The organism is Tardiphaga sp. 709, assembly GCF_032401055.1.
In the GTDB taxonomy this organism is placed as follows: Bacteria; Pseudomonadota; Alphaproteobacteria; order Rhizobiales; family Xanthobacteraceae; genus Tardiphaga.
The window spans coordinates 6126230-6149711 of the sequence record NZ_CP135529.1 but is presented as its reverse complement, the minus strand read 5'-3'; the positions used below and the strand labels follow the sequence as shown (position 1 = coordinate 6149711).

The 23482-nt window shown below is 63.5% G+C and carries 23 protein-coding genes, 1 tRNA gene and 3 pseudogenes; 7 read left to right on the top strand and 20 right to left on the bottom strand.

Going from position 1 to position 23482, the window contains the following annotated elements; genetic code table 11:
* Positions 1–70 precede the first annotated feature (70 nt).
* The 8 genes and pseudogenes from RSO67_RS29395 to RSO67_RS29360 form a co-directional block, all read right to left on the bottom strand.
* On the bottom strand, positions 71–1027 hold the full coding sequence (locus RSO67_RS29395) for a dihydrodipicolinate synthase family protein (RefSeq protein WP_315844390.1): 957 nt from the start codon (positions 1025–1027) through the stop codon (positions 71–73).
* Positions 1028–1106: 79 nt separating this feature from the next.
* Positions 1107–1985 (bottom strand): SDR family oxidoreductase, encoded by an 879-nt coding sequence (locus RSO67_RS29390; RefSeq protein ID WP_315841734.1) that lies wholly within the window; start codon positions 1983–1985, stop codon positions 1107–1109.
* 143 nt (positions 1986–2128) lie between these two features.
* On the bottom strand, positions 2129–2989 hold the full coding sequence (locus RSO67_RS29385; RefSeq protein ID WP_315841733.1) for a MaoC family dehydratase: 861 nt from the start codon (positions 2987–2989) through the stop codon (positions 2129–2131).
* A gap of 166 nt (positions 2990–3155) precedes the next feature.
* Positions 3156–3545, bottom strand: a complete 390-nt coding sequence (locus RSO67_RS29380) for a Zn-ribbon domain-containing OB-fold protein (protein WP_089267252.1) — start codon at positions 3543–3545, stop codon at positions 3156–3158.
* On the bottom strand, positions 3545–4693 hold the full coding sequence (locus RSO67_RS29375) for a thiolase domain-containing protein (protein WP_068730675.1): 1149 nt from the start codon (positions 4691–4693) through the stop codon (positions 3545–3547). The genes RSO67_RS29380 and RSO67_RS29375 overlap by 1 nt, the downstream gene beginning before the upstream one ends.
* 1050 nt (positions 4694–5743) lie before the next feature.
* A pseudogene (locus tag RSO67_RS29370) lies at positions 5744–6182 on the bottom strand (DUF1489 family protein).
* A 50-nt stretch (positions 6183–6232) separates the two neighbouring features.
* On the bottom strand, positions 6233–7186 hold the full coding sequence (locus tag RSO67_RS29365) for a hypothetical protein (protein WP_315841732.1): 954 nt from the start codon (positions 7184–7186) through the stop codon (positions 6233–6235).
* Between the two features lie 160 nt (positions 7187–7346).
* On the bottom strand, positions 7347–8003 hold the full coding sequence (locus RSO67_RS29360; protein WP_315841731.1) for a glutathione S-transferase family protein: 657 nt from the start codon (positions 8001–8003) through the stop codon (positions 7347–7349).
* Between the two features lie 128 nt (positions 8004–8131).
* Between RSO67_RS29360 and RSO67_RS29355 the strand changes: the two genes are divergently transcribed.
* Positions 8132–8848, top strand: a complete 717-nt coding sequence (locus tag RSO67_RS29355; RefSeq protein ID WP_081421764.1) for a DUF599 domain-containing protein — start codon at positions 8132–8134, stop codon at positions 8846–8848.
* Here the strand turns inward: RSO67_RS29355 and RSO67_RS29350 are convergent.
* Positions 8823–9758 (bottom strand): hypothetical protein, encoded by a 936-nt coding sequence (locus tag RSO67_RS29350; RefSeq protein ID WP_315841730.1) that lies wholly within the window; start codon positions 9756–9758, stop codon positions 8823–8825. The genes RSO67_RS29355 and RSO67_RS29350 overlap by 26 nt on opposite strands.
* 116 nt (positions 9759–9874) lie before the next feature.
* Between RSO67_RS29350 and RSO67_RS29345 the strand changes: the two genes are divergently transcribed.
* Complete coding sequence (locus RSO67_RS29345; RefSeq protein WP_315841729.1) at positions 9875–10186, top strand: DUF3253 domain-containing protein; 312 nt, start codon at positions 9875–9877, stop codon at positions 10184–10186.
* 4 nt (positions 10187–10190) lie between these two features.
* Here the strand turns inward: RSO67_RS29345 and RSO67_RS29340 are convergent, their stop codons facing one another.
* The 3 genes and pseudogenes from RSO67_RS29340 to RSO67_RS29330 all read right to left on the bottom strand — a co-directional run bounded on the left by RSO67_RS29340 (position 10191) and on the right by RSO67_RS29330 (position 12315).
* Positions 10191–10994, bottom strand: a complete 804-nt coding sequence (locus tag RSO67_RS29340; protein WP_315841728.1) for a YdcF family protein — start codon at positions 10992–10994, stop codon at positions 10191–10193.
* An 86-nt stretch (positions 10995–11080) separates the two neighbouring features.
* Positions 11081–11898 (bottom strand): annotated as a pseudogene (locus tag RSO67_RS29335) (aldo/keto reductase).
* Between the two features lie 96 nt (positions 11899–11994).
* Positions 11995–12315, bottom strand: coding sequence for a helix-turn-helix domain-containing protein (locus tag RSO67_RS29330; RefSeq protein WP_315841727.1), 321 nt, complete (start codon positions 12313–12315; stop codon positions 11995–11997).
* Between the two features lie 51 nt (positions 12316–12366).
* On the opposite strand from RSO67_RS29330, the gene RSO67_RS29325 reads away from it, so the two are divergent.
* On the top strand, positions 12367–12543 hold the full coding sequence (locus RSO67_RS29325; RefSeq protein ID WP_315841726.1) for a hypothetical protein: 177 nt from the start codon (positions 12367–12369) through the stop codon (positions 12541–12543).
* A 74-nt stretch (positions 12544–12617) separates the two neighbouring features.
* Here RSO67_RS29325 and RSO67_RS29320 read toward each other — a convergent pair whose 3' ends face one another.
* Positions 12618–13082, bottom strand: coding sequence for a cytochrome c (locus RSO67_RS29320; RefSeq protein ID WP_315841725.1), 465 nt, complete (start codon positions 13080–13082; stop codon positions 12618–12620).
* Between the two features lie 15 nt (positions 13083–13097).
* Positions 13098–14528: a magnesium transporter gene (gene mgtE, locus RSO67_RS29315; RefSeq protein WP_315841724.1), complete on the bottom strand. Its 1431-nt coding sequence runs from the start codon at positions 14526–14528 to the stop codon at positions 13098–13100.
* A gap of 136 nt (positions 14529–14664) precedes the next feature.
* On the opposite strand from mgtE, the gene RSO67_RS29310 reads away from it, so the two are divergent.
* Both RSO67_RS29310 and RSO67_RS29305 read left to right on the top strand, forming a co-directional pair.
* A complete protein-coding gene (locus RSO67_RS29310) occupies positions 14665–15477 on the top strand; it encodes a polysaccharide deacetylase family protein (RefSeq protein ID WP_315841723.1) in 813 nt (270 codons plus the stop codon).
* Positions 15478–15594: 117 nt separating this feature from the next.
* A complete protein-coding gene (locus tag RSO67_RS29305) occupies positions 15595–16884 on the top strand; it encodes a polysaccharide deacetylase family protein (RefSeq protein ID WP_315841722.1) in 1290 nt (429 codons plus the stop codon).
* Positions 16885–16895: 11 nt separating this feature from the next.
* Here RSO67_RS29305 and RSO67_RS29300 read toward each other — a convergent pair whose 3' ends face one another.
* The gene (locus RSO67_RS29300; protein WP_092151266.1) at positions 16896–17267 is read right to left on the bottom strand and encodes a hypothetical protein; all 372 of its coding nucleotides are present in this window, start codon (positions 17265–17267) and stop codon (positions 16896–16898) included.
* Between the two features lie 379 nt (positions 17268–17646).
* On the opposite strand from RSO67_RS29300, the gene RSO67_RS29295 reads away from it, so the two are divergent.
* The gene (locus RSO67_RS29295) at positions 17647–18837 is read left to right on the top strand and encodes an MFS transporter (RefSeq protein WP_315841721.1); all 1191 of its coding nucleotides are present in this window, start codon (positions 17647–17649) and stop codon (positions 18835–18837) included.
* 76 nt (positions 18838–18913) lie between these two features.
* On the opposite strand, the gene RSO67_RS29290 is transcribed toward RSO67_RS29295, so the two are convergent.
* Both RSO67_RS29290 and RSO67_RS29285 read right to left on the bottom strand, forming a co-directional pair.
* A tRNA-Leu gene (locus RSO67_RS29290) sits at positions 18914–18998 on the bottom strand.
* Positions 18999–19099: 101 nt separating this feature from the next.
* Complete coding sequence (locus RSO67_RS29285) at positions 19100–19342, bottom strand: FliM/FliN family flagellar motor switch protein (protein ID WP_068730739.1); 243 nt, start codon at positions 19340–19342, stop codon at positions 19100–19102.
* 81 nt (positions 19343–19423) lie between these two features.
* Between RSO67_RS29285 and lipB the strand changes: the two genes are divergently transcribed.
* On the top strand, positions 19424–20152 hold the full coding sequence (gene lipB, locus RSO67_RS29280; protein WP_315841720.1) for a lipoyl(octanoyl) transferase LipB: 729 nt from the start codon (positions 19424–19426) through the stop codon (positions 20150–20152).
* A 15-nt stretch (positions 20153–20167) separates the two neighbouring features.
* On the opposite strand, the gene RSO67_RS29275 is transcribed toward lipB, so the two are convergent.
* From RSO67_RS29275 to RSO67_RS29265, 3 genes and pseudogenes are all read right to left on the bottom strand, one after another.
* Complete coding sequence (locus RSO67_RS29275; protein ID WP_315841719.1) at positions 20168–20467, bottom strand: acylphosphatase; 300 nt, start codon at positions 20465–20467, stop codon at positions 20168–20170.
* On the bottom strand, positions 20468–21274 hold the full coding sequence (locus RSO67_RS29270) for an isocitrate lyase/PEP mutase family protein (protein ID WP_315841718.1): 807 nt from the start codon (positions 21272–21274) through the stop codon (positions 20468–20470).
* A gap of 56 nt (positions 21275–21330) precedes the next feature.
* Positions 21331–23347, bottom strand: a pseudogene (locus tag RSO67_RS29265) (acetyl-CoA carboxylase biotin carboxylase subunit).
* Between the last annotated feature and the right edge of the window lie 135 nt (positions 23348–23482).

Sequence of the window (23482 nt, the reverse complement as noted above, 5' to 3'; positions counted from 1 at the left end):
CATCTTTTACTTGGCAACCCTGAAGATGGATGGCCGGGTCAAGCCCGGCCATGACACTTCTGGGGAGTTATTAACCCGCAGCACTCGACTGCGGTGCGATGTTCGCGCGCTTGTCGTAGCGCGCGACGCGCGAGAGGAGATAATCGACCTCCGCCTTCGCCTGCGCCGTGATCGCCACACCCGGCTTGCGCTGCGCGCTTGATGCAATAACGCCGCGCTTCTGCAGCACATATTTGCGGACCGCGAGACCGATGCCGAGCTGCTGCTCGTAGCGGATCAGCGGCAGATGAGCATCGAACAGATCGTGCGCCTTGTCGCGCTCGCCCTTCTTCGAGAGATTGACGACGTCGATCAGCAGCTCAGGGAAGGCATAACCCGTCATCGCGCCATCAGCGCCGCGTTCCATTTCGAACTCCAGGAACACACCGCCATTGCCGGTGAGGATCGAGGTCTCGCGCAAGCTGCCGTCCTTCTGGAAGTTACGCAGCGCGGTGATCTTCTCCAGGCCCGGCCAGTCCTCGTGCTTCAGCATCACGCAGGACTTGGAGTCCATGATGATCTTGCGGATCACCGCAGGTGTCATCACCACGGTGAGGGTCAGCGGATAGTCCTGCAGTACCCACGGGACGTCGTCGCCGATAGCGTCCACCGCCTGCTTGAAATAGTTGGTGATCTGGTCATCGGTGCGCAGATGCGGCGGCGGGGCGATCATGACGCCGGCAGCGCCGGCATCCATCGACTTCAGCGCCAGCGAACGCATGGCGGCAAAACCGGGGGCGGAAACGCCGACGATGATCTGCATCTTGTCGCTGGCGCGCTTGATGAAGCGGGTGGCCACGGCCTCGGACTCAGCCCCCTCCAGCTTCGGCGCCTCGCCCATGATGCCAAGCACGGTCACACCGTTGCAGCCGACCTGGGCGTAGAAATCCGTCAGGCCGTCGATCGATTTGTCGTCGATGCGGCCGTCGTCGAGGAACGGGGTCGGTGCGATGGCGAAGGTGCCGGCGGCTTTGGCGGTCAGTTTCATCATGGGCCTCTGTGAATGGATGCCGGCATTGTACCGGGAAATATCCGGTCTGTCCGCCCGAACCGGGCCTAGATGCCCCTCAAAAACGCCGTGCCCCGTGCTGGCTTGCCTCGTCCGAGAAGAAGATCTCGCCAGCATGGGTCACCACGTCCTGCGCGCTCCAGCCGTCATGGGGCGGCTTCCAGCCTTCTTTTTCCATCATCTTCATCTCGCGGACGCCGCGCGGGCCGGACACGCCGAGTACCTTCCCCGTTTGGTTGCCGGATAGATCGCTGACCATGTAGAGCACCGCCGGCGCGATACCGTCCGGGCCGAGCGCCGCACCGGGATTTTCGATGTAGCGCGGCAGGTCCGCCGTCATACGGGTCAGCGCGCCCGGCGCCAGCGTCCACACGCGGATATTGTATTTGCGCCCCTCGATGGCCAGTACGTTGGACAGGCCCCAGATGCCACCCTTGGCCGCGCCGTAATTGCTCTGGCCGAAATTGCCGATCAGGCCGGAGGTCGAGGACGTGTTGACGATGACGCCGCCGCCGTTTTCCTTCATCCACTTGAAGGCCGGCTGGGTGACGCAGAACGTGCCTTTGAGATGCACCTGCATCACCTTGTCCCACGCCGCCTCGGACGCCTTGGCGAAGGTCTGGTCGAGCAGGATGCCGGCATTGTTGACGAGGATATCGACCTTGCCGAAGGCCTTGATGGCATCGTCGAACACCGATTGGCCGCCTGATATGGTCGAGATGTCGGCGCCGTTGGCGGCGGCCTTGCCGCCCTCTTTCTTGATGGCGTCGACGACCTGCTGCGCCATGGAGAGATCGGAACCGGAGCCATCGCGTGGGCCGCCGAGATCGTTGACCACGACGGATGCACCCTCGCGTGCGAACAGTTTGGCGTAGGCTTCACCGAGGCCGCCACCGGCGCCTGTGATGATGGCAACCTTACCGTCGAGAAGACCCATGGCACGCTCCCTGCATTTTTACGATTTTGGTTTTTTGTTTTGCTCCGTCATGGCCGGGCTTGAACCGGCCATCCACGCCTTACGTTTTGACCAAGACGTGGATGCCCGGCACAAGGCCGGGCATGACGTCGAGAGGACTGAGTTTACGCCAGCACCGTCTTGCCGCTCTTGATCACGGTGACGCCGCGTTCCTTCACCTTGGCCTCGAACGACACGACGTTGCCGTCCTTCCACAAATCCATGCTGACAGTCTCGCCCGGAAACACCGGCGACGAGAAGCGCACCGCATGCTGCTTGAAGGCGGATGGATCGTAGTCGGCATAGGTCTGCAGCACGCCGCGGCAGGTGATGCCGTAGGTGCACATGCCGTGCAGGATCGGACGCGGGAAGCCGGCGCGCTTGGCGAATTCGGGATCGCTATGCAGCGGGTTGCGGTCGCCGCACAGGCGATAGATCAGCGCCTGGTCGGGCCGCGTCGTGATGTCGACGGTCTTGTCCGGCGCGCGCTTCGGCATCGCATGCGGCTCGGGCTGGCCTTCGGACTTGCCGCCGAAGCCGCCATCGCCGCGGGCGAAACGCGACGCCACGAGAGTCGCCAGCGCCTCCCCGGCTTCATCGCGCAGGATGGTCTGATGCAGGATTACGGCGCCCTTGTCGGCGCCCTTGTCGAACACGCCAAGCACGCTTGAGTCCGCGGTGATCTTCGCAGCCACCGGCAGCGGCTTGTGAAAGGTGATGTCGCGCTCGCCATCGACCACCAGCAGCTTGTTGAGACCCATCTCGCCCGGGCCCGAGCCCCATGCGGCAACCGATGCATAGGTCGGCACGACTTTCAGCGGACGCGGCGTATAGGTGCCCTCGTTGACGAAAGCGAGTTCACGCTCGTCCATCGGATCGGCGCCCATGCCGATGCCATAGGCGTAGAGCATCACTTCGCGATCGGTCCAGGCATATTTCTGGCCGATGTTCTTCATCGCCATCAGGGCTTCGTAGTTGATGGGCATTCGGTCGCTCCCGATTTTCTTGTTTGTTGCTGTTTCTCTCTCACTGTCATCGCCCGGCAGCGCGAAGCGAGCTTCGCTAGAGGACCGGGCGATCCAGTACACACAGGCCTTTCGGCGTTTACTGGATCACCCGCTTACGCGGGTGATGACAGCCTGTGTGCGTTGCTTATGCCGGCGTGAAGAACGGCAGCGGCGCGCCGTCGGTGGGCTTCCACACCAGCTTCACCTTCTGGCCGATCTTCAGACTGCCCGGATCGCAGTCGACGATGTTGGTCTGCACCGAGGGGCCTTCCTTCAGCGTCACATAGGCGATCACGTAGGGACCGGTCGCCGATTTGCGCATGTGGCTGTAGGTGTAGATCTCGCCCTCGCCCGAGCTCTGCTCCCATTCGGTCTTGTCGGAGAAACAGAACGGGCAGATCGCGCGCGGGAAGAAGTGCGCTTCGCCGCAGGTGGTGCAGCGCTTGATCATGAACTTGCCGTCCTTGGCCGCATCCCAGAACGGCTGCGATTCAGGATTGCCGGCCGGCGTCGGATACTTCTTGGCTTCAGTCATTACACGCGCTCCAGAATAGCGGTCGATGCGGCGTGACGTACGCCGAGCAGGCCTCCGGTGCCATGGGCGATCGCCAGATCGCAATTCGGCACCTGCACCTTGGGATGGGCTTCGCCGCGCAGCTGGCGCACGGCTTCGAGAATCTTGGTCATGCCGCCGCGATTGACGGGATGATTGCTGCACAGACCACCGCCATCGGTGTTGAACGGCAGCTTGCCGACGCCCGAGATCAGGTTGCCATCGGAGACGAACTTGCCGCCGTCGCCCTTCTTGCAGAAGCCCAAGTCTTCAAGCTGCATCAGCACGGTGATGGTGAAGCTGTCATAGATCGACGCGTATTTCATATCCTGTGGGGTCACGCCTGCTTCCTCAAAGGCGCGCGGACCGGACCACACACCGGCGGAGTAAGTGAGATCGAGATCCTTGCCGCCGCGCGGACCCTTCATGGCTTCGCCGTGGCCGATCAGGCGCACCAGCGGCTTCTTCAGGCTCTTGGCGATCTCGGGCGTGGTGACGATCATCGCGCCACCGCCGTCACTGACGACGCAGCAATCCATGCGGTGCAGCGGATCGGAGATCATCGGCGAGTTCAGCACGTCCTCGACGGTGACGACGTCCTTGAGCATCGCATGCGGGTTGTACTGCGCGTGATGCGAGGCCGCGACCTTGATCCAGGCGAGTTGTTCGCTGGTCGTACCGTAGTCGTGCATGTGACGCATGGCACACATGCCATAGGCATTGTGCGTGGTGGCACCATAAGCAGTCTCGAAATCGGCTTCGGCGCCCTGCAGACGCGGTGGCATTACGCCGGTGCGCGGCTTGCCGGCCAATGTGACGAGTGCGATCGAGCACTTGCCCGCGGCGATCGCCTGCGCGGCATGGCCGAGATGGATGATGTAGGAGCAGCCGCCGGTCTCGGTTGAATCGACGTGACGCGGCTTGAGGCCGAGATAGTCGACCATCGGCCACAGGCCCCCTTGCGCATCGCCTGCGCAGAAATAGCCGTCGACATCCTTATGCGTCAGGCCTGCATCCTCGAGCGCGCCCTTGGCGACCTCGGCATGCAACTGCGCAATGGATTTGTCCGGCGCATGCCGGGTCGGGTGTTCGTAGATGCCGGCGATATATGCCTTGCCCTTGATGCTCAAACGTCTCTCCGATTGGTGTTTCGTCCCAGTTCAGTTTTTTGTGACCTTTCACGGCAGCCTTGGCAAGCGACAACATTTCACGCTGCGGACGTGAATTTCACAGAGCGGAATGGATGGAGCGGGATCGCCGCGGTTTTTGCTGATGCGGTAGCGACTTCGTGGTGACGGCCTGTGAGCCCTCACAAAAGCGGAGGTCAGGATTTCCGGAAGCGGTGGGCTGAGTGGTGCTACAATAACGGCTTGCGCTACGCGCAGGCCGCGACGTCTGACATGAATTCAACTGTCAGGCAGCCACTCCATTTCAGACATGCGTCATCACCCCCATTGTTTGCGGCGCGGGGGCGCCGTCGTCTCTTGCATTCCCTGCCCCCTGTGAGAGGGCGTGCGGAACGCCAGGTGCCCGTTGCACCCTTGGGCCTGATGCGATGCGGTCTTCCGCAAGTGTGAGTGCATCAGGACTTTCGGAGGCGCCGAGCAAGTGCCCGACGTTCCGCATACGGTGTTTTTTTCAGCCTGCTTGCACTTTGCCTTGGCGAACGGTCCGATCACCAAAATGATGGTCCCACGGCGGAGGGACAGGGAGCCTCAAGCGAGTAAGCCGGACGCGTTTTGACTTGGTCGTCCGTCACACTGTCCAGGGGGTCTTTCCATCCCAAGGTCGGCCGTCTCCTTGCCAGTGGCAGTGCTGGCGCAGATCCGTCCTGCCCGACGACAGACGTCACCCCCAAACCGCGTAACGCCGCATCTCCGGCGTCCACCGCATCCCACCCCGCGAACGTGACGATCGCGATCGCCCCTCTCGGTGGGGCAGGACGAGGGGGAATATAATCAAGAAAGGGATATTGTCAACGGGAAATAGGAAAAAATGTTTAGGAACTGTCGTACCGCCCCACACAGTCATTCCGGGGCGGCTGCGCGCCTTCGCGCAGGCGAACCCGGAATCTCGACATGTTCAGCGCAAAACACTCCGGGATTCCGGGTTCGCGCTTCGGCGGCATTGCCGCCTTCGCGCCCCGGAATGACGGGCTGGAGCAATGATGACGCCCTGCCCTACAGCAGTCCCAGTTCCCGCAGCTCGCGCCGCATCGGCTCCGGCATCGCTTCGATACTCGCTGCGGCCTTGCCGAGATCCGGCGGGGCGTCCTTGTCGGTGAGGTAGCGCCAGCCCTGGAACGGGCGCAGCGGGCGCGGCGCGACCGTGACCGGCTTCGGCTGCATCACCAGGCGACAGCGATTGATACCGTCGCTGTCGCGAAACGGTTCGATGGCCAAAATCTTTTCGCGCAGCGCGATCTCGCCCTTGATCACCCAGTAGAGCGAACCGCCGTCGAGCAGTTCGGCATCGCGTTTCGGCACCATGCGGGTGATGTGGATGTGATGCTGAGGTGCGCCGCGCGCTTTTGCTGCGCGCATCCGTTCGGAGAGATAGCTCCTGAAATCCGCGATGGATCTCGCAGCCGACGGCGAGCTTGATGAGATGCAGGGGCATGGGTCAGAAATCGGCAGTGCGACGCGGTTTTACAAGGCGTTATCCACCGCTCAGTTATCGGCCGGCGGAGCCTCCGGTGCAAGCTGCACGGGCGCTACGGCGGCAGGCGCCTGTGGACGAGCGGCGGTCTTCGGCGCGGGCTGCTTCTTCGCGGCCGCAGGTGGCGGCGTTGTCGTGGCGGCGCGCGGCGCAGGCGCCTGCGCATTGGCGGCGGCTGGCGGCTTCACGGGCGTTTCCGTCATGATCGAGATCGGCGGGATCGAGGACGAGGACGGGAAATCGGCCGTGGTCGGCTTGCCGGTCGGAACCGAGGCCGGCAATCCGGCCAGCGCGCCCGTCGCAGCGGCCGCAGCCGCAGGCGGCGCATTCCAGCCGGGCGCATAGCGCGTCACGAGGCCCTCATAGGTCCGCTCTTCCATATTCGCGGCAATCCGCTTGTGATCGGTCAACGCGGCATAGGCAGCGCAGCTCTCCGGCATGCAGCGATCGCGCGATTGCAGCACATAGGCAATCAGGCCGTAGCGATCGCGTTCGATCGCGCGGCGCAGCCCCGCCAGTTCAGGCGTCATGGATTTATTCGCTGCGGCGACATCGCCATACGACGTCAAACGATTGATCTGCGCAGCCGAGGCCGATACGGCAGCCGCCACCGAATCCGCCGAGCCGAACAGCACCTTCTCGCAGCCCGCGAGTACCATATCGCCGGCGAGATCGTCGAGGCAGGACAGCGCCGGCAGCGAGGCAGTCACCTGAGGCGCCGCAACGGCGGCGTGCGAGGCGTCCTGCCCTGCGGTTTCGGATTTGCGCAGCGTCGCCGCGGCAGCTACGCCGATCGCCAGCAGCGTGATCACGGTCAGCGCACCGTTGGCGACAGACTTCTCGGCGCGCAGCAGCGTTGCCAGCACGATCAGGGCGAAGAAGATGGACGCAGCCAGCGCGAGCCACATCGGAAGCGTTGGCGCGCGCCAGATTTGATCGAGCGAATTCGCCCATACCCCGTTCATCGAGTCGTCCCCGCATATGTGGAAGCCATATTTCCGAAGGAAAATGCTTCCAAAGAAAGTCGGGCTGCCATGAACCCGCAATATGCGGTTGTTATGGCACGGCCCCGGTCATGACGAAATCGTGGCGGCGCGACCCGGGACCCGTTCCGACCGAAACGTTTCAGTCATCCTCGAAGCGCGGGATCACGATGGTTTCGGCGAGGCCCTCGTCGCTCCATTGTCGGAACGCCGGCAGCGCCTGCATCGTATCCATATACGCACGGGCTTCCGGCGTGACATCGATGTCGTAGGTCAGGAACCGGTGTACCACCGGCGCATACATGGCATCCGCGCCGCTGAAGGCGCCGAACAGATACGGTCCATACTTGCCATAACGCGCGCGGCAATCGGCCCAGATCTGCTGGATGCGCCGGATATTAGCCTTGGCATCGTCGGACAGCGCCTTCGCCCGGACCGGCCGGTGCAGGTTCATACCGCATTCGTTGCGCAGCGGCATGAAGCCGGAATGCATCTCGGCAGACACCGAACGCGCATGGGCGCGCGCGGCCCGGTCTTCCGGCCAGAGCTTTGCATCCGGAAAACGCTCGGCGGCATATTCGATGATCGCCAGCGAATCCCACACCGTGATCTCGCCATCGACGAGCGCCGGCACCTTGCCGGACGGGGTCACATCGAGAATGCGCTGCTTGTCGGCGGCATCCGTGTACAGCGGCACAAACACCTCCGCGAAGGGGATGCCGGCAGCCTTGAGCGCAACCCATGGCCGCATCGACCACGACGAATAATTCTTATTACCGATCACCAGCGACAGCGACATCAACCACTCCTTGCGAGACCGGTAAATTGCCACGCATGCGCCTCTGCAAGCAAGCCGCGTGCACAGGCTTGTTGCTGCATCACGGCATGCGTGGCAGAAGTGCCAACTGATACGATGGGTGCTTCATGATCAACTATTCCTGGGTCGACGTCTTCGCGCTGGGCTTCTTCATCCTGGAGTGGACGACCTATGCGATCACGCTGGAGCACACCAAATACGGCCGCGACAGCCTATCGGCACGCATGCACGCCTATCGTGAGGTCTGGATGCGCCGTCTGCTGGAGCGCGAGGCGCGTATCGTCGATACCCATATCATGACGTCGCTGCAGAACGGTACCGCGTGGTTTGCCTCGACCACGCTGATCGCCATCGGCGGCTCGCTGGCGCTGCTGCGCGCCACCAACGAAGTGATGCCGATGATGCAGAACCTGCCGCTCGGCTTCAACACGACGCCGGGCATGTGGGAGATCAAATGCTTCGGGCTGATTCTGATTTTCGTCTATGCGTTCTTCAAATTCGCCTGGTCATACCGGCTGTTCAACTACGTCGCGATCCTGATCGGTGCGATGCCGCTGGCCTCGAAGCGCGACACGCCGGAGGCCGAAGCGCATGTGGTGCGCACCACGCGGATGTTCGGCGCAGCGGCCCGGCACTTCAACCGCGGGCAGCGCGCCTTCTTCTTCGCGCTCGGCTATCTCGGCTGGTTCGTCAGCCCCTGGGTGTTCCTGGTCTCGACGGCAGCCGTGGTGATCGTGACCTGGCGCCGGCAGTTCGCCTCCAATGCCTGGCAGGCCATGGCGCCCGACGCCGAAATCAGGGTTACCCCGCGAAATCCTGCGGCGTAAAATCGAGATCGAGCACTTTCCACTCGTCGTATTTGTCGGCCGGCAGCATCGCATAGGGCTGGCAGGCTTCCAGCGCCTGCTTGGCTGCCTGCATCAAGAGCGCGGCCTTGGCCGGCCGCCGGACCTCGATCACCGTGGGCTCGGCAACTAGCCGGCCATCCGGCGAAAACACCGCGCGCAGCTTGACCTTGGCGTCATCGCCCCGCGCGACGGTGGTGGGCAATTTCGAACAGGTTTTGAGATGCCGCCGGAAAGCGGCGATATCCAGCTTCGACAGGTCCGCCTGCTCCGACGCGGCGCCGCCGCCGAAGCCTTCAGGCAGCCCCAGCATGACGCCGTATTTCACGGTGATATCGGCCTCGGGCTGTGGCGGCGCCTGCTGCGGGCCGGGCTGCGGCGCCGGCGGCTGAGCCTGCAAGGCAGCCTGCTGCTGCAGCGATGGCTGCGCGGCCGGTGGCGGTGACGGAGGCGGCGTTGCGGGAGTGGCCTGCGGCTGCTGGGCCTGTTGCTGCTGAGGCGGCGGCGGTTGCTGGGCGGCCTGTTGCTGCGGTGACGGCGCGGGTTGCTGCGGCGACGTCTTTTGCGGCTGCGGCGGGGTGTTATGCGTCGACGACTGCGGTTTGGCGGCGACGGCCTGCGTCTTCTGCTCTTCCAGGGTCGGCTTGTTGGTCAAATCGGGCAGCCGAAATTCCGGCTTTTCCGGTTCGGGCTTTTTCTCTGGCTCCGGCGGCGTCTCCTCGGCCTTCTTCTCCGCCTCTGCGAGCTGCTGCGGCGTTACCAGATCGACGGCAACGCTCTCCTCATGCTGCTCCATCGGACGCGCATCGGCGAAATAGACCCCAGCCGCCAAAGCGAGATGGCCGACCACCGAGACGGCAATCGCTGCGCGGATGAGGTGCCTTGGTTCCATGGGGCTAATGAGACTTCTGTACGCCGACTGGCCCGATCATAGCGTCGTGCCCTTCCCCGCGCCATGTCCGCCAAGCCACAGCTTGCGTCGCGCGGTGCGATCGGTCATGGCAGTGCATGGCCAAATCCCCTCCAAAGACCCCAAAGCCGTCAGCCGCCAAGCTGGCCCCGAAACCGAAGCCCTTGCCGCTCGACGAGGCGATCCTCGACGCGCTCACCCGCAACGGCACGGGCACGCTGAGCCCGCCTGAGATCGCGCATGTGATCGAGCCCGAGGGCGACTGGCACGCGCTGCTGATGCCGATCCGCCGCGCCGCCGTGGCGCTCGCGCTGGATGGCAAGCTGGTGATCTATCGCAAGGGCAAGCCGGTCGAGGATCCCAACGACTTCCGCGGCGTCTATCGGCTGGGGCTGCCGAAGGCGGAGTGACCTGTCACCGCGTCTTCGGCCCCGGCAGCAACTCGTTGCTGCGGCCCGCGAGCCAATAGGTGATCAGCCCCACCCATTCGTGAACCGCGATGTCGCTCCGGCCAAGGCCGGCGCTGGCGGAATCGAAGGTCTCGGTGGCGTCGATCCAGCCGCGCGTGCGCCAGTCCACCGGATAGGCGTCGACATCGAATCCGACCCTGCGGAACGCGCCGATCGCGCGCGGCATATGCCAGGCGGACGTCACCAGCAGCCAGCGCTCGCCAGGCTTCGGCGACACCAGGCCTGCGGTGAAGGCGGCATTTTCGTCCGTGGTGCGGGAGGCGGTTTCAAGCGTGACGCGTTCGGGGGCCACGCCGAAACGCTGCAGCAGCTCGCCGGCCACCGGCGCTTCGGACAGCGACTTTTCAATCAGGCTGCCGGCGCCGCCGGTGAAGACGATGCGCGCCTGCGGATAGCGGCGCGCCAGCTCCAGCATCGCCGTTATCCGCTCGCCGGCCGAATTGATCTCCAGCGAGCCGCGTGCCGCGGACGAATCCGAATCGATCGCGCCGCCGAGCACGATGATGCCGTCGGGTGCGCGGCCATCGTCCTGCCATTTCGGAAAACGCTCGGTCAGCGACAGCATCAGCACATTGCCAACAGGCGAATAGCCGAACAGCAGCAGCAACAGGATGCCAAAGGTGACCAGCAATGTTCCGACACGCTGGCGTTGCAGCAGCACCAGCACAATGCCGATCACGCAGATGATGGCGATCGCATTGGACGGCTCCGTGAAGAAGCCGAGCATCTTGGAGAACGTGAAAAACATGAGGCCCTTGGCTTGCCGGACGGTGTCACTGCATGAGCCATCCCGTCCACAAGATCAATGCGGCAAATGCCGGTTGGCCTGATGGATCAATCCCATTTCGGCGCGAAGCCGTAGTCGGTCAGCCGCCCCTTCGGGTGCGCCAGATGCGAAATCCGCGTCATCTCGTTTTCGGACAGCATGAAATCGAACACGTCGATATTTTCCGACAGACGCTCGACCTTGGAGGTGCGCGGGATCGCCGCCGCGCCCTGCTGGACCAGCCAGCGCAGGCACACCTGTGCCGCGCTCTTGCCATGTGCCTTGCCGATGTCGGAAAGCGTTTCGTCGCCGCGGACATTGCCCGGGCGATGGGGCTGTAGGCGACCATGGCCAGACCATTCTGCCGGCAGGCGCCCTGCACCTTCGCCTGATCGAGATAGGGATGGTACTCGACCTGATCGCAGACCAGCGGCGCGGGACATGCGGCGACAGCCTGTTCGATCAGCGCCACGGTGAAATTCGACAGGCCGATATGCCGGGTCAGGCCCATCTGCCTGGCATGCGCCAGTGCGCCAAGGGTTTCCTCCAGCGGCACCTGCGGATTGGGCCAGTGCAGCAACAGCAGATCGACCTCGGTCATCCGCAGCCTGGTCAGGCTCTCCTTCACGGAGCGTTCGAGATTGTGAGGCGCGAAATGCGTGGTCCAGACCTTGGTCGTCACGAACATCTCGTCACGGCGAATGTGCGACGCGTGGATGCCCTCGCCGACATCGCGCTCGTTTTCATAGACCTGTGCGGTGTCGATGTGGCGATAGCCGAGCCGGATCGCCTGTTCGACGACGCGTGCACAAGCGCGGCCACGCAGTTCCCATGTCCCGAGGCCAATGGCCGGGATGCGGGCGCCGTTTGCTTCCACGAACTGCATCATCTTCTCCTCTGACAGAGGAACGATACGAACGCCGACAAGCTTGTCCCGGACATGACCGGCGCGTCAGCGCAGGCGATAATCCACAACGATCGTTCAGGCGTCCGCAGCAACCGGTGCAAGCGCCGCGAACACCGTCTCCGGCGCGTGTGCGATCACCGCCAGCAAGGCCCGGGCCGGACCGCGCGGCATGCGCTTGCCCTGCTCCCAATTACGGATCGTCTCGACGGGAACGCCAAGACGCGCGGCAAATTCCATCTGGGTCAGCTGCGCACGGCGGCGCAGATTGCGAACTTCCGCTTCGCCGGGTCGCACCGCGACCGGCTCCGGCACAACAGGCATATCGGGCACCAGCGGCACTTCGTGCCCGTCCCGCAATTCGACGATCCGTCCGTCAGCCTTCAACCGCAAGCGCATGTTCGACCTCATTGCGCGCGATGGTCGACTATTACCGTTAAGGAGCGGTGAATGTTCCGTACCGGCATGGCGAGAAGGTGCGAAGGAGACTCCGTGATGGAAAACGACGTATTGGCGCTGCCGACTGAAGCACCGATGGATTCGGTCAACTTATCGTTCTTCGTTCAGGGTCAACCGATCCCATCGGGGACGATGAATTCGTTGCGCTATCGAAACAGCCCCTCATGAATCCGGCAACAGCGTTCCCATCTTGGGTTCAGTCCCATCAGCCACGAGTCATCAGGAATTGCGCGACACCTTGATCATTTGGTCTTAGCGATCTTGTCAGTCAGATACTCATTCAGATCGCGAAAGTCCTTAACCGTCCATGCGAACGGAGGCAATTTGACGCCGTTTTCGCGCAAGGTCCTTGGAATGAGATCGCCGTTGGGACGGAGTATCACGGACGATACAATGACACCGGGATAATCGAGCAGACGCTTCTTGAACTCGGGTGTCGTGAGATTGGGTGCAGGCGGACTGCTTTTATCAGCCAAAGGCCCTGTGCCCTTAACGTTGTTTCCGTGGCACATGGCGCAGCGGTTCAAGAAAATCCGCTCCCCATTCCTGCTGTCTGCAAAGGACATCGACGGCATACAAAGGGCTATCGCTATTGCAGCAGCAGCGAACCCCTTCGTAGCCATAATAACGCTCTGTCTCCGATACTGCCGAGCCAAATCCATCATCAGGTGCATTGAAAGCGATGGGTTTCGCTGCGCTTTATCCATTATACGGACTGCGAACTACTTCAGCCCGAACCACAGCGTCGCGATGCCGAGGAAGGCGAAGAAGCCGACCACATCGGTCACCGTGGTCACGAATGTCCCGGAGGCCACGGCCGGATCGGCCTTGACGCGTTCGAGCACCATCGGAATCAGGATGCCGCCGAGCGCGCCGGCGATCAGATTGCAGATCATTGCAAGGCCGATGACGATGCCGAGACCGGGCGTCCTGAACCAGGCATAGGCTGCGACGCCGGTGATCACCGCAAAGGCCAGTCCGTTGATCAGGCCGACAAGGCCTTCGCGGATCACGATGCGCATCGCGTTATTGGGGTTGAGCTGCCGCGTCGCCAATGCGCGCACCGCGACCGTCATGGTCTGGGTTGCGGCATTGCCGCCCTGGCTGGCGACAATGGGCGCCAGCACCGCCAGCGCTACCATCTGTTGCAACTGGTCCTCGAACAGACCCAGCACCGACGACGCGATGAAGGCCGTGGCGAGATTGATCAGCAGCCACGTAAAGCGGCCCTTGGCGATGGTCCAGAAATTGTCCGACAGTTCTTCGTCTGACGTGACGCCGCCGAGCGCCTTGAGGTCCTCGTCGGCCTCCTCCTCGATGACGTCGACGACGTCGTCGATGGTGATGACGCCGACCAGCCGGTCATCGGTATCGACCACGGGCGCGGCGACAAGATTGTACTTGCCGAACATCCGCGCCACTTCCTCCTGATCGTCCAATACCGAGACGCGGCGGCGGTCCTCGTCGATCAGATCGGCCAGCAGCACCGGACGGCGCGCGCGCAGCAGCGAATCCAGCGACACTGCGCCCTGCCAGCGCTGATCGGCGCCGACGGAATAGATCTCGTAGAACCGATCCGGCAGGTCCGGCGTTTCGCGCATATAGTCGATGACCTGACCGACATTCCAGTCCGGCGGAACTGCAATGAACTCGGTCTGCATCCGCCGGCCGGCGGAGTTTTCGGGGTAAGTGAAGCTGTGCTCGAGCGCCACGCGCTCGGACAGCGGCAGCTTCTCGAGAATCTCGTCCTGGACCTCCTCGTCGACGCCTTCCAGCAGCTCGACGGCATCGTCGGAATCGAGTTCGCGAACGCCCTCGGCCACGGTCTCCGGCTCAAGTTCCTCAAGCAGTTCCTCGCGAACGGCGTCGTCAACCTCGTTCAGCGCCGAGAAGTCGAAATCCGTGCCGGTCAGCTCGATCAGCGGTACGCGCTCGTCGGCATCGAGGGCTTCGATCAGGTCGCCGAGATCGGCTTCATGCAGCTCGCCGACGATCTCCTTGAGAAATGCGGTATCGGCCACCTGAACCGCGTGCGAGATCGCCTCGACAAATTCGGGGCGAATGTCGCCTTCGGCATCGCGCATAGGCATCTTGTCGAGCGCCGACAATTCCTCGGGAGCGACCGATTGGGCGAGATCGACGTCATCGGCCATGCCGCACCTCGCCTGCTTGTTTGGGGGGTGACGGAGCTAGCGCTATCCTGTCGGAAATGCGCTAATCCATCTGTGAACGGAAGCTCGCATCAGGCATTACCCAATGCGCAATGCCTGATGCAATCGGAAAAACGCGGTGCGCGAAATCAGCGGCCGGGAAAGTGTCGTGATCGTGTTGAAGGCCGCCATCTTTGCCTTGATTGCATCGACCGTTGTCGCACATGCCGAAGACTGCCCGCGCAAGGATACGCTCGGTACCGCGCGCATTCTCACCGTGGATCCGAAGACCTATCCACGCGTCGGCACCCAGAGCTTTCCGGATACGCTGCCGCTGGAAGACCGCGAGGTTGTGCTGACCTTCGACGATGGCCCGAACGCGCCGACCACGACGAAAATTCTCACGGCGCTGTCGCGCGAATGTGTTCGCGCGACCTTCTTCCTGATCGGCAACAGCGCGACGGCCAATGCGTCGCTGGTGAAGCGCATGGCTGCCGAGGGCCACACCGTCGGCCATCACACCCTCGCCCATGCCGACCTCAAGAAGATCAGCAATGCGGCTGCCGTCGAGCAGATCGACCGCGGCATCAGCGCCGACGAAATGGCACTGAATGGCAAGGCCACGACCGTGCCGACCACGCCGTTCTTCCGGTTTCCCTATTTCGAGTCGACGCCGGCCCTGTTGGACATGCTGCAGTCCCGCCGGATCGCGGTGTTCGGCGCGGATTTCTGGGCCAGCGACTGGAATCCCATGACCCCGCAGCAGCAACTGGAGCTGATTACCGGCCGGCTCAAGGCTGCCGGGCGGGGAATCATCCTGTTTCACGACACCAAGGCGCAGACTGCCGCGATGCTGCCCGATTTCCTGCGCTATCTCCGGGAGAACCGCTACCGCGTCGTGCATATCGTGCCGCCGGCCGCAGGGTCCTCTGCCCGCTCCAGTTCCCAATAGAACGCGCGATCATCAGGATGCGGAAAATACCGTCGGCGGCCGGACATGATTAACATTGCGTTCACAGCCGCCCCGGTAACTTCACGGCCGACATCAAAGCGAGTGACGGATCGACCAATGAACAAGGCGACGACTGACCGGGCACGACGCCTTCTGTGCCTGAGCCTGCTCACCGGCCTGACCCTGTTCACCGCCGCCGCAGCCTGCACCACCAGCGCTCTGTCGGCCGAGGCGTGCCCGGGCAATCCCGGCGCGCTCGGCACCTCGCGCACCATCGTGGTCGATCCCCGCGAACACCCCAAGATCGGCACCATGCAATATGCCGAGACGCTGCCGCTGCAGGACAAGGAGGTCGTGCTGACCTTCGACGACGGCCCGATCCCGAAACACTCGAATGCGATCCTCGATATCCTGGCCTCCGAATGCGTGAAGGCGACCTTCTTCATCATCGGCCGGATGGCGAAGGAGCATCCCGAAGGCGTGCGCAAGCTGATCACGCTCGGCCACACCGTCGGCACCCACAGCCAGAACCATCCGCTCAGCATGAACCGCATGCCGATCGAGAAGGCGCAGCAGGAAATCGACGAAGGCATCGCCAACACGACCGCCGCGCTGGGCGATCCCGCGCTGCTGTCGCCGTTCTTCCGCATTCCCGGCCTGCTGCGCGCCAGTGTGGTCGAGGACTACCTGGCCTCGCGCGGGATCCAGACCTGGAGCGCCGATTTCCCGGCCGACGACTGGCGCCATGTGTCGTCGCAGAAGGTCCATGACCTCGCGATCTCGCGCATCGCCGCCAAGGGCAAGGGCATCCTCTTGCTGCACGATATCCAGCCGCGCACCGTCGCCGCCCTGCCCGGCATCCTGCGCGACCTCAAGGCCGGCGGCTATCGCATCGTCCATGTCGAGGCAGCCACGCCCGACAAGCCGAAGACGCCCACGGAGCCGCAGCAGTGGCAGTTGCATCCGGTGTCGGAGACCGTGGCCGTCACGCGCTGGCACAAGGTGCCGACATTCGCCTTCGCCCATGACGACATGCTGCCCGCGCCGGCGATCTCGGCCTCCGACCAGATGCTGTCGCTGAGCAGGAATTTCGATCGGCGGCGGGGCGCCGTGCCATTGCCTGAACAGGCGCCGTGGCCGCGCGCCGCGACGCTGCATGCGATGACGAACACTGCGTCGTTGCCGGTACCGGCACAGGACCTGTTCGAGATCACCGAGCGCCACAGCAAGCCCGTCAATGCGCTGGTCCGGCTGCCGCATCACGCGCAGCAGACGGTGCCCGTCCGCGGCTCAGCTTCAGATGCGATCGGGCAATTGATCTCGCTCGATGCCAGTGCTGCCAAACGCACCATCCCCGGCGCCATTCCGCCGGGCCTGCATCCGACGGCAGTTGCCGTCCCGCGCTGAGCGCCCCGGGATCAGCTGACAATCTTGGCGATACACAGCACCACGATGATGCCAAGGAACAGCAGGTCGATATAGGACTTCATCTCGCCGGCCTGGCGCTGCTCAACCACGTCCTTCACAACCATCTTCCGTGTTGCCACGGCCGCCGGGCCTTCACCGGACAGGCCGCCGAGCCGGCGTGCTTCGAGTTCGAGCTTCTCGATCGCCTTGAAGAAGATGAAGGTGCGCAGCGCCGAGATCGCCCGCATCCCCGCATAGGCCAGCACCAGGGCCGCCACGATGGCGCGCTGCTGATAGGTGCCGACAAAATTCAGGCTGAAATAGACCAGCGCCAGGAAGGCAAAGTTGGAGATGAAACGATAGGCATAGCTCAGATATTTCATGTCCGCTCCGGAAGATCGACGCTACCGGCCATGTCTAGCTGCCGGACGGCGGCGTTGCTACTGGCAAGTCGTTACCCGAGCGCTAAAGGAAGATGACAACTACAATGCATCTGGAGATTTACCCGCAACGCGCAACGGACTTTTGTCAAACGACGGCGCGTGGCACCGACCGGCCGAACGAAGAGCGACATGTTCGGGCGCCGTGCCTAAGCGCGATCGTGCGGCAGCGCTTCCCGCACTATACAACCTTGACAGAGGAACCTGCTTCGCCGTAACCAGCCGCTTGCAGGGTGTCTCCCCGCCGTAAGCGTTAACGTCACTCAACGTGCTCAGCTCCGGACAGCCCCAATGTGGCTGGCCGCCTCGAAAGCACGTCGACATGAACCAGAACGCTCCCCCCAAAGCTGCGTCCAAGCTTGCACCGCTCAGCCGCGACGACCGCAAGAGCCTGATCAAGCAGGTGCTGATCGTCTTTTTCGGCTTCCTCTCGGTCGGTTTGCCGCTGCCGCCGATCTCGCTCTACATCCATGACCAGCTCGGTTTCTCGGCCGGCGTGATCGGCTTCGCCATCGGCATCCAGTCGGTGGTGACCGTGCTCACCCGCCACCGCGCCGGCACCATGAGCGACCATCACGGCGCGCGCTACGTGATCCGGCTTGGCCTGCCGCTGTCAGCGCTGGCCGGCCTGTTCTATCTGCTGGCTGCCACCCTGCCGCTACCGGCCGAAGGCAAGCTCACGCTGCTGCTGATCGGCCGCGTCGCGCTCGGCTTCGGCGAAAGCCTGTTCATCACCGGCGCCATGAGCTGGTGCATCGGACGGCTCGGCCCGCATCGCACCGGTCTCGTGATGTCGTGGCAAGGCATCGCCATGTATTCTGCGATTGGGTTGGGCGCACCGATCGGCCTCGCGGTCTATGCCTCCATCGGCTTTGCCGGCGTCGGCGTGCTGGCGGCGATCTCGCCACTGATCGCACTGGGGATCGCCTACGCCATCCCCGACGTGCCTGTGTCGGGCAGCACCGAACGCACGCCGTTCTACAAGGTGATCGGTCTGATCTGGCGTTCCGGCACGGTGCTGTTTCTCGCCACCATTCCCTTCGCGGGGATTACCGGGTTTCTGGCACTGACCTTTGTGGAGCGCGGCTGGTCCGGCGCAGGCATCGCGCTAGCCGCCTTCTCAGCCGGATTTATCTTCGTGCGCCTGGTCGGCAGCCACCTTCCCGACCAGTTCGGCGGCGCGCGCGTGGCGATGGTGTCACTGGCGATCGAAGCACTCGGTCAGGCGCTGATCTGGCTGTCTACGAGCCCGATGCTGGCACTGCTCGGCGCACTCGTCACCGGCATCGGCTTCTCGCTGATCTTCCCGTCGATGGGCGTCGAGGCCACGCGCCGCGTGCCCATCGAACAACGCGGCCGCGCGGTGGCGAATTTCATCGCCTTCTTCGATCTGGCGATAGGCCTGACGGCTCCCGCGGTCGGCTATGCGGCTGGGTTGTTCGGCTATGGCACGACGTTTGTGATTGGGGTTGCAGCGGCACTCTGCGCGCTGGTGCTGGCAGCGAGCGGGTGAGCCCGCATAGCCGCGCCCCGGAGATCACCCCGTTTCGCAACTTCTTCCGCCAAATCATTGGATTTATTGAGGTCTGTGGTGCGCTCGGAGGGACTCGAACCCCCACCCTGTTACGGACTGCCACCTCAAGGCAGCGCGTCTACCAATTCCGCCACGAGCGCTAAAGAAATCCGGCGAGGGCAAATCGCCCGGCCGGATCAACCGGCGCCGATGTAACAAACCAATGATGGGGAGACAAGGCCTCTTGGCCTCTCCCGGCCACCTATCTGTGGTCAGGCGACCGCGGCAGCATCTGCTTGACCTCGACCGCAATCCGGTTGCGATCGACCATCACCACGCCACTGGCGACAGGCAGGTTATTGGCGAGGATTTTGACCTCGTCCTGCTCTGTGGCATCCAGTTCGATGATGGCGCCGCGGCTCAGCCGCATCACCTGATGGACAGGCATGGACGTGGTGCCGAGAACCACCATGATATCGACGGTAATTTTATCGAGGGTTGGCACGTCGGCCTCAAATTCCCAGATGCAGGATCGCACAGACGCAAGATTGCGGTGCCTGCGAGATCAACATGTTATGGTTAGCCAATGGTTAATGACCGCCAAACCCTCGATTTGACACCATTTTCTCGAGGCCTCGCCGGCCGGCCGGTGGAATGGCGGGTGTCCGATGCCCCGATTCCCTATCCGGACGCCGTGGCCGAGATGGAAGCCCGGGCCGCCGCCATTGCCGAGGGCACGGCGCCGGAACTGGTCTGGCTGCTGGAACACCCCCCGCTCTACACGTCCGGCACCTCAGGCAAGTCGGACGACCTGCTGGATGCCCGATATCCGGTGTTCGAGACCGGCCGCGGCGGCCAGGTGACCTATCACGGCCCCGGCCAGCGGGTGGCCTATGTGATGCTCGACCTGAAGGCGCGCCGGCCGGACGTGCGGGCCTATGTGGCGGCGCTGGAAGACCTGATCATCCGGACGCTGGCCGCCTTCAACGTGAAGGGCGAGCGGCGCGAGGACCGCGTTGGCGTCTGGGTCGCCCGGCCCGACAAGGGCGCAGGATATGAGGACAAGATCGCCGCCATCGGTGTGCGGTTGCGGCGCTGGGTCTCCTTCCACGGCATCGCCATCAATGTGGAACCGGATCTGGCGCATTTCGATGCCATCGTGCCCTGCGGCGTGGTCGATCCGCGCTATGGCGTCACCAGCCTGGTCGATCTCGGCCTGCCCGTCAGCATGACCGACGTAGACGTGGCGCTGCGGCAGGCGTTCGGAGAGGTGTTCGGCGAGGCCGAGCAGTTCGCAGCGGAAACAACGGTCTGAGCGACGCGATCGAAATTACAGCGTCGGCAATTGCGAAAAAACCTCGCCGTTGACGCGCAGGGCAAGCATGTCTGGCGTGGCATCGCTCGTCACGACGCTATCGACACGCGCGGCCGTCGGACCACGACGACACGCCTCGATCATGTCAGTGACAATGTCGGCCGGCCCCGCAAACACAGCCTCGACGCTGCCATCGCGGCGGTTGCGCACCCAGCCTTCGAGGCCGAGCAACGAGGCTTGTTGGCCGGTCCAGTAGCGATAGCCAACGCCCTGCACGCGGCCGAGGATCATCACGTGACGGATCACGTCGCTCATCTATTTCTTGAGTCCCAGGAAATCGATGCCGCGCTGTTTCACGACGGCACCGCGGGTGACGCTTTCCATCAACTCGCTTGAGGCAAGATTCTTCAGCTCCTTCGGCCCCGCACCTTCGCGTACCGCCTTAAGAGTCGCATGAACGGCGGCGGTCGCCGCGGAGATCGGCGCATGGCCCTGAATGGCGATGCGCACGCGCTGGGCGCTGAGGAAATCCCAATCCATGTCATCGGTGGGGTTGCCGAGCACGATCGGCAGCGTCGTCGCAGCAGCTGCCGCCTGCAGCTCGGCGCGGCTCTTGAGGCCGGTGAACATCAGCGCGTCGACGCCGGCGGCTTCATAGGATTTGGCACGCGCAATCGCGTCATCCACGGAGGTGATCGATGCAGCACCAGTACGCCCCACAATTACGAGCGCCGGATCCTGTCGCGCATTCAGTGCAGCCTTGACCTTGCCGAGCCCCTCTTCCGGAGAGATCAGCTGCGCCTTGGCTTCGCCAAAGGCGGCGGGCAGCAGCGTGTCCTCGATGGTCAGGCCGGCGGCGCCGGCGGCTTCCAGCTCCTCCACCGTGCGGCGGACATTGAGCGCATTGCCATAGCCGTGATCGGCATCGACCAGCACCGGCAGCGATCCGGCGCGTGACATGCGCCGCATCTGCTCGGTGAGTTCGGAGAGCGTGATTAGCGCGATGTCGGGATCGCCGAGAATGGCAAGCGACGCCGCGGAGCCGCCGAACATGCCGACCTCGAAGCCGAGGTCTTCCGCAATGCGCACCGAGATCGCGTCATAGACCGATCCCGGACGCATGCAACGATCGCCGGACAGGATTGCCCGGAGGCCGTAACGGCGTTGCCGGAACGTGGTCACGCGAATTCAAGAATGAGTGCATCCACCGCCAGCGTTGCGCCGGCAGCGGCATGGATTTTCTTGACGGTGCCGTCACGTTCGGCGCGCAGCACGTTCTGCATCTTCATCGCCTCCACCACCGCGAGGGTTTCGCCGGCTTTGATGTCCTGACCTTCGGTCACAGCAATCGACACAACCAAACCCGGCATCGGGCACAGCAGCTTCTTGCCGGTATCGGCCTTGACGCCAACCGGCATCAGGCGCGCAGCAGCCGCCTCGGCCTCGGTGAAGACATTGACCGCGACCTCGTAGCCCTGATGCGCGATGCGGATACCGGACGCCATCGGGCGCACCTGCATGGCCACGTTGTGTCCGTCAATGGTGCCTTCCCAGACCGGCACACCGGGCTTCCAGGGCGACGACAGCTTGTGCGGCGTACCGGTCTTGCCGTCGGCGCCGACGAAGGCCACGGTGACGACATCGCCGTCGCGCGCAACATCGAGCGCGATCTCCTCACGCTCCAGCCACACGGCGCGGCGGCCGGCGCGCAGCACCGGACGGCCGATCATCTGGCCGGAAATCTGCCGCTTGCGCTCGCCGTAGATGGAGTCGACGGCAGCGGCCACCGCAGCGATACGGCGGGCGACTTCACCCTCCGGCGCCCTGGCGGCGAAGCCCTTCGGGAATTCCTCGGCGATGAAGCCGGTGGAGAGATTGCCCTCGCGCCAGCGCGGATGGCTCATCAGCGCCGACAGGAACGGAATGTTGTGTCTGATACCGTCGATATAGAAGGCGTCGAGCGCATGAGACTGCGCCTCGATGGCGGCGGCGCGCGACGGGGCGTGGGTGACAAGCTTGGCGATCATCGGATCGTAATAGATCGAGATCTCGCCGCCCTCCTGCACGCCGGTGTCGTTGCGCACGGTGATGTTGTCGGACTTGCTCTCGGCCGGCGGACGATACTTTACGAGGCGGCCGATCGACGGCAGGAAGTTGCGAAACGGATCCTCCGCATAGACGCGGGATTCCACAGCCCAGCCGGTCAGCGTGACGTCCTTCTGCGCAAGCTGCAACTTCTCGCCAGCGGCGACGCGGATCATCTGCTCGACGAGGTCGACGCCGGTGACCAGTTCGGTGACCGGATGTTCGACCTGCAGACGGGTGTTCATTTCGAGGAAGTAGAAGCTCTTGTCCTGGCCGGCGACGAATTCGACGGTGCCGGCGGAGTCGTAGTTCACAGCCTTGGCCAGCGCCACGGCCTGCTCGCCCATCTTGCGGCGGGTGGTCTCGTCGAGCAGCGGCGACGGCGCCTCCTCGATGACCTTCTGGTTGCGGCGCTGAATCGAGCATTCGCGCTCGCCGAGATAGATCACGTTGCCGTGCTTGTCGCCGAGCACCTGGATTTCGATGTGGCGGGGATCGACGATGAACTTCTCGATGAAGACACGGTCGTCGCCGAACGACGACTTCGCCTCGGCCTTCGCGAGGTTGAAACCCTCGACCACTTCCGAAGTCGAATGCGCGATGCGCATGCCCTTGCCGCCGCCGCCGGCGGACGCCTTGATCATCACGGGATAGCCGATCTCGTCGGCGATCTTCACGGCGTGTTTGTCGTCCGTGATGACACCGAGGAAACCCGGCACCGTGGAGACATTGGCCTTCGCGGCGGCCTTCTTGGATCTCGATCTTGTCGCCCATGGCGGCGATGGCGCCGGGATTGGGGCCGATGAAGACGATGCCGGCGGCCTCCAGCGCGCGCGGGAAGGCCTCGCGCTCGGACAGGAAGCCATAGCCGGGATGCACCGCCTCAGCGCCGGTCTTCTTGCAGGCCTCGACGATTTTCTCGATCAGGAGATAGCTCTCGGCCGCGGCCGGAGGTCCGATGAACACGGCCTCGTCGGCCATCTCGACATGCAGCGCATCGCGATCGGCTTCGGAATAGACGGCGACGGTCTTGATACCCATCTTGCGGGCGGACTTGATGACCCGGCAGGCGATCTCGCCGCGATTGGCGATCAGAATTTTTTTGAACATGAGCTGTCTTACTTGCAACCTTGAGGCGGGATCGGAAAGATGGGGTCGACGGTACAATGTGGCATGGCGCCGCAGTCGTAACAATTCTGTCGCGGACAAAAACTAGAGAAGACGTCTGGACCGGATCGGCCGAGT